Genomic DNA, 16,082 nt, shown 5'->3' with positions numbered 1-16,082 from the left:
ATCAAGCTGCCTTCGAAGGAAGCGCGAGCGCGCGGCCGAACATCATGTCGGTGCGGATCGCCGCCACCTTGTCGCGATTGCGGATCAGTTCGAGATACCAGAGCGCATCGACGGTATCGCCGATCAGCACCGCGCCGGTGAGCCGGCCGTCGGCGATGACGAGCTTCTTGTAGGTGCCGCGCCTGCGGTCAGTCAGCACCAGGCTCTCGCTGCCCTCGCCGCCCATGAAGTCGCCGGCGGAGAACACGCTGACGCCGGACACTTTCAGATTGGTCGAGACCACGCTGCCCTGGTAGGACGCGGGCTTGCCACTAAGATGCCGCGCCAGCACGCGCGCCTGCTCATAGGCGGGCTCGACCAGCCCATAGCAGGCGCCGCGATGCTCGGCGCATTCGCCAAGCGCGAAGATGTCGGACGAGGAGGTCTGCATCAGATCGTTGACGACGACGCCGCGGTTGACCGCGATGCCGGCATCTTTAGCAAGCGCCGCGTTCGGCTTGATGCCAGCCGCGAAGATCACCGCGTCGGCCTCGAGACGGCTGCCATCCGCAAGCTCGACGGCTTCGACATGGCCGTCGCCGTGGACGCGCGCGGTCGAGGCGTTGAGCAGGATGCGGATGCCCTTGCGCTCGACCAGCGTCTTGAGCAGGCCCGCGGCCGGCCCATCGAGCTGGCGCTCCATCAGCCGGTCCATCAGATGCAGCAGCGTCACCGGCGCGCCGGCCTTGGCGAGGCCGTAGGCTGCCTCAAGTCCGAGCAGGCCGCCGCCAACCACGACGACGCGCTTCTTCGCGGCCGCCAGCGTCAGCAAAAGGTCGACGTCGCGCGTATCGCGAAAGGTGTGCACGCCGGCGAGATCGGCGCCCGGCAAATTGAGCCGCAGCGGCGTCGATCCGGTGGCGAGCACGAGCTTGGAATATTCCATGCTCTCTTCGCCCTCGATCTTGAGCTCGCGGCGGCCGGTGTCGATCTCGGTAACGCGATAGCCGTAACGCACCGTGACGCCGCGATGGCGCCACCAATCGGCCGGCCGGAGCTCGATCTCGTGCGAGCCGGTCTCGCCGGCCAGCACGGAGGAGAGCAGCACGCGATTGTAAGCGAGCCGCGGCTCTTCGCCGATCACCGCGACCGCATAGCGGCCGAGCGAGGTCTTGGCGAGCTCGTCGACCAGACGCGCGGCCGCCATACCGTTACCGACGATGATCAGCGGTTCACTCACGAGGCAGCTCCTATTCGGCGGCCTGCGCCTGCGCGCCATAGGCCTCGGAAATCATGTAGCCGGACAGAACACCGTAAGCGTCCGTCCAGGCGGCGGCGAGTTCGGGCGTCCAGACCTCGCCAAGTCCCTTCTCCAGGGTCCACAGCAGCGTCGCGCCGACCACGGGATAGTGCTCGGCCTTGGCGCCGTAGGCGACGTGCCGCTTGGCGAGCGCGGAGGCCGCGGGAAGGATCGTCTCGAGGTTCGACAGGCCGCCGACGACGGCAGCGAGCATGCCCATCAGCTTCTTGCGTTGCTCGGTCATGTCTTGCGGAAACATCGCGCGCACGGACGGCGCCACCTCGAACAGGCGATCGTAGAACAGCACCGCGGCCTGCTCCGAAATCGGCGCGACCTTGGAAAAGCTCTGCTGGATGAGGGTGATCTGTTCGGGCGTCATGATGTTCTCCTGTCTGTTTCGGTTTGCCTTGGTGCGCGCCATTGCGAACAAGGTTCATGGGTCAAACGTCATCAGAGAGACTTCTCCCGCGTGCGGGGAGAAGCGAGATTCGTACCAAGTTTCAGACTCGCGCTTCGGCAAGGCTCGGCGCGCCTTCACGCTGCGGGCTGCGACGCAGGTAGAACCACCAGGTCAGGCCGAGACAGGAGGCGTAGAAGGCGAGATAGATCGCGAGCGCGAGCTGCGGGCCGCCGGTCAGGGCGATCGACTTGCCGAAACCGGTCGGGATCAGGTAGCCGCCGACGGCGCCGACCGCGCCGATGAAACCGACCGCTGCACCGCTCTCGATGCTCGCTGTCTTCAGCGCGAGCGCGCGCGCCGCCTCGCCCTTGCCGCGCACCTTGAACAGGTTCTGCTCGCGGAAGATCGAGGGGATCATGCGGTAGGTCGAGCCGTTGCCGATGCCCGTCGTCACGAACAGGATCAGGAACATCGCGAGGAAGCCGGTGAAGTCCTTGTGCCCGACGAAGTAGAGCACGCCGACCGTCGCCGCCGCCATCGCCATGAAATTCCAGAAGGTGAGGATCGAGCCGCCGATCTTGTCGGCGAGCCAACCGCCGAGCGGCCGCGACAGCGAGCCGACCAGCGGCCCCAGGAACGCGATCGCGATCGTGGTTTGCGGAAACTGGGTCTTGATCAGCAGCGGAAACGCAGCCGAATAGCCGATGAAGGACCCGAACGTGCCGATATAGAGATACGCCATGATCCAGGTGTGCTTGCGCTTGACGATCGCGAGCTGGTTCTTCACCGAAGACTTCGCCGTGGTCAGGTTGTTCATGAAGAACACGGCCCCGAACACCGCGATCGCGATCGGCAGCACCCACATCAGGCCGGCATTCTGCAGGAAGATGCCGTCCACCGGGGTCGCCTGGAACAGGTTGAACACGGCGAGCGTCATCAGGATCGGGGTCAGCAGCTGCACGCTGGAGACGCCGATATTGCCGCCGGCCGCGTTCAGGCCGAGCGCCCAGCCCTTCATCCGGTCAGGGAAGAAGAAGGAGATGTTGGTCATGCTGGAGGCGAAATTGCCGCCGCCGAGACCGGCGGTCGAGGCGATCAGCAGCATCAGCCAGAACGGCGTGTCGGGCTGGCTGACGAAATAGGCCAGCGACAAGGTCGGGATGAACAGGATCGCCGCGCTGAAGATGGTCCAGTTGCGGCCGCCGAAGGTCGTGACCGCGAACGTGTAGGGAAAGCGCATCAAGGCGCCGATCAGGCCCGGGACCGCGACGAGCTGGAACAGTTGGTCGGTGGTGTAGTGGAAGCCCGCCTGCGGCAGCTTGGTGGTGACAATGCTCCAGATCAGCCAGACCGAGAAGCCGATATGCTCGGCCACGATCGACCAGATCAGGTTGCGTCGCGCGATCGTCTTGCCGGTGGCATTCCAGAACGCCTCATCTTCGGGGCGCCAGTCGGAAATCCAAGTTGGACTCTTCGTCATTGAGTATCCCTTCCAGGCTCACCGCTGCGTCGTTGCAGGCTCTGCCTCACATGGAGGCGCGCTCCGAGGCTTCACCCCGGTGGCGAGTTCACGATGCTGATTGATGATGTTGAGGGACGTCGTCGTTGGCGTCGCGCAAAGACGCTTCAATTTCCGTGCCAGTTGCGCACATGCTGGAAATGCAGGGATTTCAGCGGGTTGTTTGAATTGCCAGAAATTTTCGCAAGGCCGTTCCGCACGCTGAATTTGCGATCCGCTCAATCCTTGTGCGGCGCATAAGGATTGAGCGAAGTGTCGATTATTTGAGCGCAGCCTTCGCGCTAACTTTTCGTTACGCGGCCTCGACGAAGCGGTGACGCTCGTAGAGGAATTCGAGCACACGCTGGCGGCACTTCAAGTAAGTGGTGTTCGTGGCGAGTTCGAGCCGTTTGCGCGGGCGTACCAGCGGCACCTCCAGCACCTCGCCGATGCGCGCACTCGGCCCATTGGTCATCATCACGATGCGGTCGGACAGCAGCACGGCCTCGTCGACGTCGTGAGTGATCATCAAGATTGTGTTGCCGAGCTTCTGATGCAGCGCCATCACCGAGTCCTGCAGGTGAGCGCGGGTCAGCGCGTCGAGCGCGCCGAAGGGCTCGTCCAGCAGCAGCACCTTCGGTTCCATCGCCAGCGCCCGCGCGATGCCGACGCGCTGCTTCATGCCGCCGGAGATTTCTGAGGGACGCTTGTCCCTGGCATGGGCCATTTGCACCAGATTGAGATTGTGCATCACCCAGGCGTCGCGCTCGGCGCGGGTCTTGGTCCTGGCGAACACCTTGTCGACGCCGAGCCGGACGTTCTCGTAGACGGTGAGCCACGGCAGCAGGCTGTGGTTCTGGAACACCACGGCGCGGTCGGGCCCGGGCGAGTTGACCTCGCGGTTCTCCAGCAGCACGCCGCCGGTGGTGGCGTTGGTCAACCCCGCAATGATGTTGAGCAGGGTCGACTTGCCGCAGCCTGAGTGGCCGATGATCGAGACGTATTCGCCCTTCTCGATCGTGAGATTGATCTCCTTCAGCACCTCGGTGGTGGCGGCGCCGCGGGTGAAGACCTTGTCGATGTGGTCTAGCTTCAGATAGGCGGTCATATGCATTCTCCCTCAGCCCTGCGCCGTGCCACGAGTGACGATCTTGCCGAGGCCCGCGATCATGCGATCGAGCACGAACCCGATGATGCCGACATAGAACAACGCCAGAATGATTTCGCTGATATGCGAGGAATTCCAGGCGTCCCAGATGAAGAAGCCGATGCCGACGCCACCGATCAGCATTTCCGCCGCGATGATGGCAAGCCACGACAGGCCGATGCCGATGCGCAGGCCCGTGAAGATGTAGGGCGCCGCCGCCGGGATCATGATCTTGGCGAAAAACTCGAGAGGGTTGAGCTGCACCACCGCGGCGACGTTGCGATAATCCTGCGGAATATTGCGGATGCCGACCGCGGTGTTGATGATGATCGGCCAGATCGAGGTGATGAAAATGACGAAGATCGCCGAGGGCTGGCCGTCCCGGAAGGCGGCGAGCGAGAGCGGCAGCCAGGCCAGTGGCGGAATGGTCCGCAAGACCTGGAACAGTGGATCGAGCCCGCGCATCGCCCAGACCGATTGCCCGACCAGCACGCCGAGCGCGATTCCGACGATGGCGGAGAGCGAGTAGCCGAGCGCGACGCGCTGAAGACTGGCGGAGAGATGCCAGAACAGGCCCTTGTCGATGCCGCCATGGTCGAAGAAGGGATCGAAGATCAGTTCCTTGGTGTCCTGGAACACTTTCGATGGCGGCGGCAGCGCCGACCCGGCGCGGCGGCAGACGAGCTCCCACACCAGCATCAACAGCGCGATCACGACGATCGGCGGGATCACGCGAACCGCGGTCTCCCGCGCCATCCGCGCATAAACTTCGCTACGCGCGGCGCGCTTCGGTGTCATCGCAACGATCGGTGCGGCCGCGCCAACGGGCCTCGCGGTCTCAACATCCAACTTCGTGGCAGGCATGTTCATCGCAATATCTCTCCGGCTTCAAAAGACGATGCGGCCGCCCTGGGGCGGCCGCTGGCTCCATCAGACTTCGACGCGCTTGATCGCGAGCGACTTCAGATAGGCCGCCGGATTTTCGGGATCGAACACCTTGCCGTCGAAGAAGGTCTCCTTGCCGCGCGAGGTGGAGGTTGGAATTTCGGCGGCAGCGACGCCCAGCGCCTTGGCCGCGTCCTTCCAGAGGTCTTCGCGGTTGACCTTGGCAATGAGCGCCTTGGCGTCGAAGTTCGCCTCGTATTTGCCCCAGCGGATGTCCTCGGTGAGGAACCAGAGGTCATGGCTCTGGAACGGGTAAGAGGCCTGGTCCTTCCAGAAGCGCATCTGCTGCGGCGAGTTCTCGACGACGCGGCCAGTGCCGTAGTCGAACTTGCCCTTCATGCGGTCGGTGACGTCCTCGACCGGGCAATTGATCCACTGCCGCTTGGCGCAGATCGCCGCCGCCTCTTCGCGATTCTCCATCTTCTCGGACCATTGCTGGGCTTCCATCACGGCCATCAGCAGCGCTTTCGCGGCCTTCGGATATTTGTCGACCCAGGCCGCGCGCATACCGAACGACTTCTCCGGATGCTTGTCCCAGAGTTCGCCTGTGGTGATCGCGGTGTAGCCGATGTTCTGGTGGATCAGCTGGAGATTCCAGGGCTCGCAAACGCAGAAGCAATCCATGGTGCCAACCTTCATGTTGGCGACCATCTGCGGCGGCGGCACCACGATGGTCTCGATGTCCTTGTCCGGATCGATGCCGCCGGCTGCTAGCCAGTAGCGAATCCAGAGATCATGCGTGCCGCCGGGGAAGGTCATCGCCGCCTTCACGGCCTTGCCGCCGGCCTTCTTCTTCTCCAGCGCGGCCTTGAAGGGCGCGGTGTCGATTCCGATTTTGAGGTCGGCATATTCCTTGGCGACCGAAATGCACTGACCGTTCAGGTTCAGGCGCGCCAGGATGTACATCGGCGTCGGCTGGTTGTTCTGCGTCACCTTGCCGGCCGAGATCAGGTACGGCATCGGGGTCAGGATGTGCGCGCCGTCGATGCCGTTGCCTTCCGAGCCGAGCACGAGATTGTCGCGCGTGGTGCCCCAGGAGGCCTGCTTCTGCACCTCGACGTCGGGCATGCCGTATTTGGCGAAGATGCCCTTCTCCTTGGCAACGAACAGTGGGGTCGCGTCGGTGAGCGCGATGAAGCCGAGCTTGGCGCCCTTGACCTCGGGGCCTGAATCCTGCGCAAACGCTCCGGCGGGGAAATTGAGTTTGGCGGCGGCGAGAAGAGCCGCGGTACTGCCGGCGGCCCTCAACACTTGACGGCGGCTGAGGCCAGTATTCGAAGGCCGGCGAATGCGCTTTGTCATAGGCGGTGTCGTCCTTTGCGTCGTTGCGAATGATGGTGTCAGTACGCACGAGCAGCCCGGTCCGTCCGTGACGCCAGAAAAGGCGCATGCGAACGCGTGACGCGGGAGACCCCCGTCTGGTGGCGTCAGCAAATTCGGATGAGAAGTCTCGCGGGACGGCTTCAATGGCGTCGACTTGGAACCATTCAAGCTTCATGCCAAGCATCACCGATCGGAAAGAATCGAATATTCAATGCGTTAGGCACACCGCGCCAGACTGACGCAGACCAGTTCCGCACGCGAAATTTGCTATCTGCTCACCACGCGTGCAGCGCACAAATCTTATGCAGTCGCCTACGCGAGAGGCCGCCGACCTCGCAAAAATCAGATCAAGACGCGCGCCATCCAATTGATTTTACTTATCTTTTTTATGACTCCTGCCCGGCACGCGACTTGCATTTCATGGTGCGTCAACGAAGACGGCGGCTTGTCCGCAATGGTGCAGCCTCTGACGGCCGCAACCCGGAAGCTCAACTGCTTCGCGGCCCTCCCCGGCAGTCGTCGCGACGCGATCCCAAGGCTTCCAAACCTTCCATAGCCCTCGTGCGCGGCAGAGCCGTCCGCATGGCCCCGATGATGTTCAGCCGCGCTTGCTCCAGCGAGCGTGCCGATCTCACTTACGAAGCAAAAGGAACCATTGATGTCGTATCTCGCGCCTTCGGAATTCGTCACCAAGATGGTGGATGCGGGCGAGTCCAAGATCTTCATGTCCACCCGGGATACCATGATCCGCGCCTACATGGCCGGCGCCATCCTGGCACTGGCGGCCTGGTTCGCCGTCACGATCAACGTGAACACCGGCCAGCCGCTGGTCGGCGCGCTGCTGTTTCCGGTCGGCTTCGTCATGCTCTATCTGTTGGGCTTCGATCTCCTCACCGGCGTGTTTGTGCTCTCGCCTCTCGCCCTGATCGACAAGCGCCCGGGCGTCACGATCGGCGGCGTACTGCGCAACTGGGGTCTGGTGTTCGTCGGCAATTTCGCCGGCGCCTTCACCGTGGCCTTCATGATGGCCTTCGTCACGACGTTCGGCTTCACACAGGCACCCGACAAGGTCGGCGCGGCGATCGGCAACATCGGCGAAGGCCGCACGCTCGGCTATGCAGCGCACGGCGCAGCCGGCATGGCGACGCTGTTCATGCGCGGGATGCTCTGCAACTGGATGGTCTCGACCGGCGTCGTCGGCGCCATGATCTCCACGTCCGTTCCCGGCAAGGTTATCGCGATGTGGATGCCGATCCTGGTGTTCTTCTACATGGTGTTCGAGCATTCCGTCGTGAACATGTTCCTGTTCCCGTCGGGCCTGATGCTGCACGCCAAGTTCTCGATCATGGACTATTTGATCTGGAACGAGATTCCGACCGTGCTCGGCAACCTCGTGGGCGGCCTCGCCTTCACCGGCATGACCCTCTACACCACGCATGTCCTCACCAAGCCGAAGCGCCAGATCGACAAGGCGGCCAAGCCCCGCGTCGTGGCCTGATAGAATACGTCTCGACAGGGAAGCCTCGCCCGAGCAGGGTGAGGCTTCCCCTTCAGGTGATGACGATGACCCGCGGACTCCTGATCTCGGTCGGCCAGCACTCGGACAAGGGTCGCAAGCCCATCAATCAGGATTTTCACGGCGTCCTGATTCCAGAGGAGCCGCTGCTCGGCCTGAAAGGCATCGCAGCGGTCCTCGCCGACGGCATCTCCAGCAGCACGGTGAGCCAGATCGCCAGCGAGTCGGCGGTCAAGAGCTTCCTGATGGACTATTACTGCACGTCGGAATCCTGGACGGTGAAGACCTCCGCCCGCCGCGTGCTCGACGCGACCAATTCCTGGCTGCATGCGCAGACGCGCAAAAGCCAATATGCCTATGACCGCGACAAGGGCTATGTCTGCACTCTCAGCGCCATGGTCATCAAGGCGACCACCGCGCACATCTTCCATGTCGGCGACTGCCGCATCTACCGCGTCGCCGGCAGGACGCTGGAACAGCTGACCGAAGATCACCGCATCATCGTGTCGTCGGAGCAAACCTATCTCGGCCGCGCGCTCGGCATCAATCCGCAGCTCGAGATCGACTACCAGGCGTTCGAGGTCGAGGCCGGCGACACCTTCCTGCTGGCAACCGATGGTGCCTACGAGTTCGTCGACGCGCGCTTCATCACGAGCGCGGTGAACGAGCACGCCGGCGAGCTCGACGGAGCGGCGAAGGCGATCGTCGAGGAAGCCTACCGGCGCGGCAGCGACGACAACGTCACGGTCCAGATCCTGCGCGTCGACGCGGTGCCGCAGCGCGAGCCGGCCGGCATCTTCAATCAGACCTCACAATTGCCGTTGCCACCGCTGCCGGAGCCGCGCGCGATATTCGACGGTTACCGCATCATCAGGGAAATCCACGGCAGCAGCCGCAGCCACATCTATCTCGCCGTCGACGTTGAGACCGAGCAGCCGGTCGCGCTCAAGCTGCCGTCGGTCGATTTGCGCGACAATGCCGCCTATCTCAAGCGTTTCCTGATGGAGGAGTGGATCGCACGCCGGATCGACAGCCCGCACGTGCTGAAGCCGCTGTCACAGTCCAGGCGGCGCAGCTACCTCTACGTCGCGACCGAGTTCGTCGAAGGCCAGACCTTGAAACAGTGGATGACCGACAATCCGCGCGCCGACCTCGAAACCGTCCGCGGCCTCATCGAGCAGATTGCCGCGGGCCTGCGCGCCTTCCACCGCATGGAGATGCTGCATCAGGATCTCAGGCCCGACAACATCCTGATCGACAAGACCGGCACCGCGAAGATCATCGACTTCGGATCGGTCAGGGTTGCCGGCGTCGCGGAAGCGGCGCCGCCCGACGAGACCGACGACATCCTGGGCACGGTCCAGTATACGGCGCCGGAGTATTTTCTCGGGCAAGGCGGATCGCCGCGCTCCGACATGTTTTCACTGGCAGTGATCTGCTACCAGATGCTGACGGGAAAGCTTCCCTACGGCGCCCAGATTGCCAGGATCCGGCGCAAGGCGGACGTGCGGAGGCTCAAATATCGCGCCGCAGACGACGACCGCGATGTTCCGGCCTGGATCGACGGCGCGCTCCGCCGCGCGCTCCATCCCGATCCCACCAAGCGGCACAAAGATCTCTCGGAGTTCATCTTCGAACTTCGTACCCCCAATCCGGCCTATCTCGACACGCGGATCACGCCGCTCCTGGAGCGCAGCCCGCTGATGTTCTGGAAGCTGACGACAGCGGCGCTCGCCTGCGCGGTCGTCGTGCTGCTGGCGCTGCTGCACGCACGCTGATCAAGGCTGCCCGCTCGCCACCTGAGCAATGGCGAGCGATGCAGCCAGGCGCTGGCGAGCCTCAGGCAGAGGCCGCGATCTCCGCGACGAAGTCGCGATAAGAGCGCAAGGGACGACCGAGGATATCGGTCAAACGCTCGACGTCGCCGGCCTCCGGGATCATTCCCTCCGTAAGGAAGCGCTCGCTCATCACCCGCATGTCGAAAGCCATCCAGCCGGGCATGAACTGCCTGAGGTTCTTCTCGAATCCCGCGGTGTCGTCGCCGCCATAGGCGATCGCGCGCCCGAGCACGTCCGACCAGATGGACGCAGCCTCCGCGCCAGTCAGTGTATCGGGACCAACGAGATTAATGCGATCGAGAGGAAGCGGCGTGGCGGATGTCTCGCGGCGGATCAATTCGATCGCCGCGATCTCGCCGATATCGCGCGCGTCGATCATCGCCAGTCCCTTGTTGCCAATCGGCATGGGATACACGCCGTACCCGGTCACCGCATCCTTGATCATGAGCTCGTTGTTCATGAAGTACGCGGGGCGCAGGATGGTGGCGTTGAACCCCATCTGCTCGATCATGCGCTCCACACCGAACTTGCCCGCAAAGTGCGGCACGTTGACGTAGCGGTCGCTGTGGATCACCGACAGAAAGACGAACCGTTCGATGCCGGCCTCTCTTGCGAGGTTGAGCGCAGTGAGCGCCTGGGTGAATTCATCCGGCACCACGGCGTTGAGCAGAAACAGGGTCGAGACGCCTGAGAACGCACTGCGCATGGAATCGACGTCCAGCAAGTCGCCCTTGGCGACGGCGACCCCAGCGGGGACGTTTGCCTTGGCGGGATCTCGGGCGAGCGCGCGCACATCCGCGCCACGCTTGACGAGTTGTTCGACGACTTGGCGGCCGATGGTGCCGGTTGCGCCGGTAACGAGGATGGTCATGGGATCTCTCCGGTTTGGGTCAGAAGACATCCCGGAAATTAATGATCCACAGACGGTCCGATAGACGCTATATTTGGACAGGTCGTCTCACTGGTGGAACAGATGGATTTGATTGCCTTAGCCGATTTCAACCTTGTCGCCCGCCACGGAGGGTTCGGAAAGGCCGCGCGTGCAACGGGACGTCCGAAAGCGACCTTGTCCCGGCGCGTGTCCGAACTCGAAAGCAACCTCGATCTGCGTCTCTTCGAGCGCGGAGGACGCGATCTCAAGCTCACTCAGGAAGGACGAGCGCTCCATGAGCGAACGGGAGCACTCCTCACCGAGCTCGACGAGACGGCGGCGGCGATCGCCTCGGGCGGGGACAAGCCAAAGGGCAGGTTGCGCGTCAGTGCGCCCCTGCTCTTTTCGCAAACTGCCATGGGCCGGCTAGCGGCCGGCTTCGCGCTTCTGCATCCGCAGGTCCGGCTAGAGGTGACGACGGATGATCGCCACGTCGACATGATCGAGGAGGGCTTTGATCTCGTGATCCGGGTCAATCCCGATCCGGATGAAGGCCTCGTCGGCCGCATCTTCCTGCGTGACCGACTGGTGGTCGTGGCCGGCCCCAACCTGAAACGACCAAAGGGTGATCTGGCCGTTCCAGCCGTGGTGCGCGGAAATGACGAGACCGCAGCCTGGGACATCAGGCGACCAGCCAGCACCTCGCGCATTGCCGTCGACCCGGTGCTTCGCCTGTCATCGCTGATGATGGTCCGCGACGCGGTTCGAGCCGGCGTCGGCGCTGCGCGGCTGCCTCTGTCGTTGGTCAGTCATGATCTGGCTGCCGGCACACTGGTACGCTGGGGCGACGTCGAGGGACCCGACATCGCCCTGTGGACACTCCATCCCTCCCGGCGATTGCTCAGTGCGCGCGTCTCCGCCTTCCTCGATTATCTGAAGGAAGCCTTTCCGAAGGGAACGCCCGACGAATTGGCAGCCTATATCGGGGGATGAATTCGAGCCCTCACGCGGGCTCTGCCGTCTTCGTCCCCAGCGGCGTCGGCGCCATGCCACTGCCGGGCTTGAGGTGGAATTCGTAAGTCATCAAATGCCACTGCCCGCTTGCCGCGGTGCCGTCAGGCATCGCGGGGTCGGTGCGCGGCTCGACCTTGGCGACGAGATCGTCCTTCACGCCGAACACCACGTCGGAATCCAGATATTTGTCGCCGTCCATGAAGACGTGCGTGATCAGCGGCTCGTATCCCTTCGCGTTGACCAGGAAGTGCACATGCGCCGGGCGCATCGGATGACGCTTGGTCTGCATGATCATCTCGCCGACGGGGCCATCGGTCGGGATCGGATAGCTGCACGGCAGGATGGTACGGAAGAAGAAGCGGCCATCGCTATCGGTGATGAAGCGCGCCCGCGCCGAAGCGCCGACCTCGTCATAGTTGGGTTTCTGGGAGTCGTAGAAGCCGTCGTCGTCGGCATGCCATACGTCGACGGGGACATTGGCCAGCGGCTTGCCCTTGAGGTCGGTGACACGGCTCTGCACGAACATCCGATCGCCGGTTTGATTGTTCGGCGAGATGTCGGTGCCGTGCGCGGTCACCTTGTGCTCGCCAACATAGAACGGGCCGAGCACGGTGGTCTGGGTGGCGCCTTCGCGGTCGCGATGGTTGACCGCGTCGACCAGCATCGAGACGCCGAGCACGTCGGACAGCAGGATGAACTCCTGGCGGGTATCGGTGCATTTCTGCCCGGTGCGGGTCAGGAAATCGATGGCGTAGTCCCATTCCTCGAAGGTCAGGCCCGTCTTGCTCACGTAATCGTGCAGCGACTTCACCAATTCTTGGAGCAGGAATTTCGCGCGCGGATTGGGGGTGCTGTCGAAGCTCTTGACGACGGCTTCAGTGAGATCAGTCTCGTTGAACTGGGTCATGATGCATTTGCCCTGCGTTTTCTCGTTGGCCTTGGAGGCCTTGGAGCTCCCTGGAGGCGTTCCAGGGAGCAGCCTACACCAGCCGGCCTGCCCGCGTTAAGCGCGAGTGGCTTGGAATGGGGCCGTCATTTGGCTATCAACGGACCGACAAAACCGTCCGGAGGAACTGATGCTCGCGCCCACCCCCGCCTCGCCCGAATCCGTCGGCATGTCCAAGGCCGCGCTCGACCGTGTCGATGCGCATCTGAAGAACCGGTACATCGATGCCGGCCGCTTCCCGGGCACGCATCTTCTGGTCTACCGCCGCGGCAAGGTCGCGCACAGCTCTGTTCAGGGCTTTGCCGACGTCGAGCGCAAGCTGCCGGTCAAGGACGACACCATCTATCGCATCTATTCGATGACCAAGCCGCTCACCAGCGTCGCCTTCATGATGCTGGTCGAACAAGGCCTCGTCGCGATCGACGAGCCCGTCGCCAAATACATCCCGGAATGGAAGGATCTCGGCGTCTTCGTCGCCGGCACTTCTCCGGCCTTCCTGACCCGGCCGCCATCCCGGCCAATGCTGATCGTCGACCTCCTGCGCCACACGGCCGGCCTCACCTACGGTTTTCAGCAGCGCTCCAACGTGGATGCCGCCTATCGCACGGAAAAGATCGGCGAGGTCGAGAAGGCCGGCACGCTCCAGACCATGATCGAGGCGCTGGCCAAGATCCCGCTGGAATTCTCCCCTGGCGAAGCCTGGAACTATTCGGTCGCGACCGACGTGCTCGGCTATCTCGTCGGCAAGATCTCGGGCATGCCGTTCGAGCAGTTCCTTAAATCACGCATCCTCGATCCGCTCGGCATGACCGACACCGATTTCCACGTGCCAGCCTCCAAGGCGCACCGCTTCGCGGCCTGCTATTCCGCCGATCCCGGCGGCGGCATGACCTTCCATGCCGGACAGCGCCGCGAGGGCCTGACGCTCCAGGACGATCCGACGACGAGCTCGTTCCTCACCCCGCCCTCCTTCATCTCCGGCGGCGGCGGCCTGTGCTCGACGGTCGCCGACTATCTCACGTTCTGCCGCGCGCTGCTCAACGGCGGCGAACTCGGCGGCGTCAGGCTGATCGGGCCGAAGACGCTGGCGCTGATGACGAGCAACCACATTCCGGGCGGTCGCACCCTGCCGGAAGTATCGCGCTCGCTGTTCTCGGAAGCGGCCTATAACGGCATCGGTTTTGGTCTCGGCTTCGCCGTCACCATGCGCCCCGCAGAGACGCTGATCGCCGGCAGCCCCGGCGAATACAATTGGGGCGGCGCGGCCACCACCTCGTTCTGGATCGATCCGGCCGAGGAGCTGATTGCGATCTTCATGACGCAGGTGCTGCCGTCGAGCGCCTATCCGCTGCGCCGCGAGCTGCGCAGCATGGTCTATGCGGCGATCACCGAGAGCAATTTGTAGCAGTCGCCCTCGATCCCGCGGCCGTCGTCCGCGGGATCACACTCCCGGACGCTCACTCGCCGTTGCTCATTTGAGCATTTCCGGCACGATCAGACGCGGCAGGAACAGCGATACGCTTGGCCAGACGATGACCGCCGCCAGCACGAGCAGCATCGGAATCAGCATGATGACCGTATCCTTCAGCGCATAACGGAGCCGCACCCCGGCAATCGAACAGGCGATCATCAGACAGAGACCGTAAGGCGGCGTCACCAGTCCAAAGGCCAGCGACACGATGGAAATGATCGCGAACTGGACCGGATGGAGGTCGACCGACCTGGCGAGCGGCTCCAGTACGGTGCCGACGATGATGATGGCCGGGATGGCGTCGAGGAAGCAGCCGACCACCAGGAAGCAGAAGGCGATGAAGAAGCCGGCCGTCACCGCGCCCATGCCCCATGTCGACACGTTGGCCAGCAGCTCCTGTGGGATCTTGTAGTAGGCGAGCAGCCAGCCGAACGCACTGGCGGTGCCGACACAGAACAGCGCCACGCCGGCGAGACGCCCGGTGTCGAGCAAGGCCTTGTACAATTCGCGTATGCCCGTCTCGCGGTAGAAGAACGCCGAGAGCACCACGGAATAGAGCACCGCAACGCAGGCGGACTCGGTTGCGGTGAACCATCCGAGCAGAATGCCGCCGACGATGATGAAGGGTGTCATCAGCGCCGGTATCGACCGCCAGATGGCGCATCGCATCTCGACCCAGCTTGCCTTCGGATAGGTCGGGTAGCCGCGGCGCACGGCGTAGATGTGCACCGTCGCCATCTGCGCCCCCGCGATCAGCAGACCCGGCACAATGCCGGCCAGATACATCGCCGCAATCGAGGTCGAGATCAGCCCGCCCCACACGATCATGAGGATCGACGGCGGGATGATGACCGCCAGGACCGCCGACACCGCCGTGATGGCGATGGAAAACGAGAGATCGTAGCCCTCCTTGGTCTGCGCATCGATGAAGATCTTGGACTGGCTCGCCGCGTCGGCCGTGGAGGAGCCCGAGATGCCGGCAAAGAACACCGACAGCACGACATTGATCTGCGCCAGCGATCCGGGCCAGTGCCCGACCATCGAGCGCGACAGCGCCACCAGGCGATCGGTGATACCGCCGATGCTCATCAGGTTCGCCGTCAGCAGGAAGAACGGCACCGCCAGCAGGATGAAGGAATTGTACGCATTGAAGGTCTCCTGCGCGAGCGTCATCAACGACAGGTGCGGCTCGATCAGCAGGATCGGCACGCAGGCAAGACCGAGCGCGAAAGCGACCGGCACGCGCACGATCAGCAGGCCGACGAAGACCCCGAACAGCACCATCGCGGCCTGTCCGGCAGAGAGTACGTTGCCGCTCATCGCTCTGCCCCAAACAGAATGCGCATTTCATCGACGATCTGCTCACCCGCGAAGACGATCCATGTCACGCCGGCGACAGGCCAGGCGACGTGAATCAGCCACAGCGGCAGATCCGCCAGTTCCGACGTCCTGTTCCAGGCGAAGCGTGTGAATTCGATTCCGGCCGACACGAACACCAGCGCCAGCGCCAGTACGCCGACACGCGCGAGGATCCGGACTGCGGCCTCCGACCGCCGCGACAGGTCGGGCCACACGTCGACTTCGAAATGCTGCGCCTCCCGCACGCCCACCATTGCCCCGATCATGATCGTCCAGATGAACAGGAACCGCGCCATTTCTTCCGTCCAGATGTAGGACGGAATGAACGGCGTATAGCGTGACACGATTTGCAGCGTGACCGGAATGACCAGGATGCCGACGCAGGCGGCCAGCAGGAATTCGAGCAATTTGGCATAGGCGGCCGATATGCGACGCCACAGCGACGGCGCGGACGAAACGGGCATTTCAGACATTG

14 protein-coding genes are annotated in these 16,082 nt (G+C 63.4%); 4 read left to right on the top strand and 10 right to left on the bottom strand.

The genetic code is table 11. From position 1 onward, the window contains the following. Position 1 precedes the first annotated feature (1 nt). From CIT39_RS10675 to CIT39_RS10650, 6 genes are all read right to left on the bottom strand, one after another. Positions 2–1,219: an NAD(P)/FAD-dependent oxidoreductase gene (locus CIT39_RS10675; protein WP_167444052.1), complete on the bottom strand. Its 1,218-nt coding sequence runs from the start codon at positions 1,217–1,219 to the stop codon at positions 2–4. Positions 1,220–1,229: 10 nt separating this feature from the next. Continuing rightward, positions 1,230–1,658, bottom strand: coding sequence for a globin family protein (locus tag CIT39_RS10670; protein WP_094975832.1), 429 nt, complete (start codon positions 1,656–1,658; stop codon positions 1,230–1,232). A 121-nt stretch (positions 1,659–1,779) separates the two neighbouring features. Beyond that, positions 1,780–3,159, bottom strand: coding sequence for an MFS transporter (locus tag CIT39_RS10665; RefSeq protein ID WP_094975397.1), 1,380 nt, complete (start codon positions 3,157–3,159; stop codon positions 1,780–1,782). Between the two features lie 331 nt (positions 3,160–3,490). Next, a complete protein-coding gene (locus tag CIT39_RS10660; RefSeq protein WP_094892411.1) occupies positions 3,491–4,285 on the bottom strand; it encodes an ABC transporter ATP-binding protein in 795 nt (264 codons plus the stop codon). A gap of 12 nt (positions 4,286–4,297) precedes the next feature. Next, positions 4,298–5,194 carry a nitrate ABC transporter permease gene (ntrB, locus tag CIT39_RS10655; protein WP_094975398.1) on the bottom strand — a complete coding sequence of 299 codons (897 nt, stop codon included), beginning with the start codon at positions 5,192–5,194 and terminating at the stop codon, positions 4,298–4,300. 60 nt (positions 5,195–5,254) lie between these two features. Beyond that, complete coding sequence (locus tag CIT39_RS10650) at positions 5,255–6,571, bottom strand: CmpA/NrtA family ABC transporter substrate-binding protein (protein WP_094975399.1); 1,317 nt, start codon at positions 6,569–6,571, stop codon at positions 5,255–5,257. 679 nt (positions 6,572–7,250) lie between these two features. On the opposite strand from CIT39_RS10650, the gene CIT39_RS10645 reads away from it, so the two are divergent. Together CIT39_RS10645 and CIT39_RS10640 are read left to right on the top strand one after the other, a co-directional pair. Continuing rightward, on the top strand, positions 7,251–8,090 hold the full coding sequence (locus CIT39_RS10645; RefSeq protein ID WP_094975400.1) for a formate/nitrite transporter family protein: 840 nt from the start codon (positions 7,251–7,253) through the stop codon (positions 8,088–8,090). A gap of 59 nt (positions 8,091–8,149) precedes the next feature. Next, positions 8,150–9,886, top strand: coding sequence for a bifunctional protein-serine/threonine kinase/phosphatase (locus CIT39_RS10640; protein ID WP_162308439.1), 1,737 nt, complete (start codon positions 8,150–8,152; stop codon positions 9,884–9,886). Positions 9,887–9,947: 61 nt separating this feature from the next. On the opposite strand, the gene CIT39_RS10635 is transcribed toward CIT39_RS10640, so the two are convergent. Continuing rightward, on the bottom strand, positions 9,948–10,817 hold the full coding sequence (locus tag CIT39_RS10635; protein ID WP_094975402.1) for an SDR family oxidoreductase: 870 nt from the start codon (positions 10,815–10,817) through the stop codon (positions 9,948–9,950). A 102-nt stretch (positions 10,818–10,919) separates the two neighbouring features. Between CIT39_RS10635 and CIT39_RS10630 the strand changes: the two genes are divergently transcribed. Continuing rightward, a complete protein-coding gene (locus tag CIT39_RS10630) occupies positions 10,920–11,810 on the top strand; it encodes a LysR family transcriptional regulator (RefSeq protein WP_094975403.1) in 891 nt (296 codons plus the stop codon). Positions 11,811–11,820: 10 nt separating this feature from the next. On the opposite strand, the gene CIT39_RS10625 is transcribed toward CIT39_RS10630, so the two are convergent. After that, positions 11,821–12,738 (bottom strand): intradiol ring-cleavage dioxygenase, encoded by a 918-nt coding sequence (locus tag CIT39_RS10625; protein ID WP_094975404.1) that lies wholly within the window; start codon positions 12,736–12,738, stop codon positions 11,821–11,823. A gap of 169 nt (positions 12,739–12,907) precedes the next feature. On the opposite strand from CIT39_RS10625, the gene CIT39_RS10620 reads away from it, so the two are divergent. Further along, a complete protein-coding gene (locus CIT39_RS10620; protein WP_094975405.1) occupies positions 12,908–14,182 on the top strand; it encodes a serine hydrolase domain-containing protein in 1,275 nt (424 codons plus the stop codon). 66 nt (positions 14,183–14,248) lie between these two features. Here CIT39_RS10620 and CIT39_RS10615 read toward each other — a convergent pair whose 3' ends face one another. Continuing rightward, positions 14,249–15,568 (bottom strand): TRAP transporter large permease, encoded by a 1,320-nt coding sequence (locus CIT39_RS10615; RefSeq protein ID WP_094975406.1) that lies wholly within the window; start codon positions 15,566–15,568, stop codon positions 14,249–14,251. Further along, entirely contained in the window at positions 15,565–16,080 is a 516-nt protein-coding gene (locus CIT39_RS10610; RefSeq protein WP_094975407.1) for a TRAP transporter small permease, read from the bottom strand. Before CIT39_RS10610 ends, CIT39_RS10615 begins: the two co-directional genes overlap by 4 nt. Positions 16,081–16,082 lie beyond the last annotated feature (2 nt).

Source organism: Bradyrhizobium symbiodeficiens (genome assembly GCF_002266465.3).
GTDB lineage: Bacteria > Pseudomonadota > Alphaproteobacteria > Rhizobiales > Xanthobacteraceae > Bradyrhizobium > Bradyrhizobium symbiodeficiens.
Note: the sequence above shows the minus strand (reverse complement) of the source record. Positions and strands in the feature narration are given on the sequence as shown.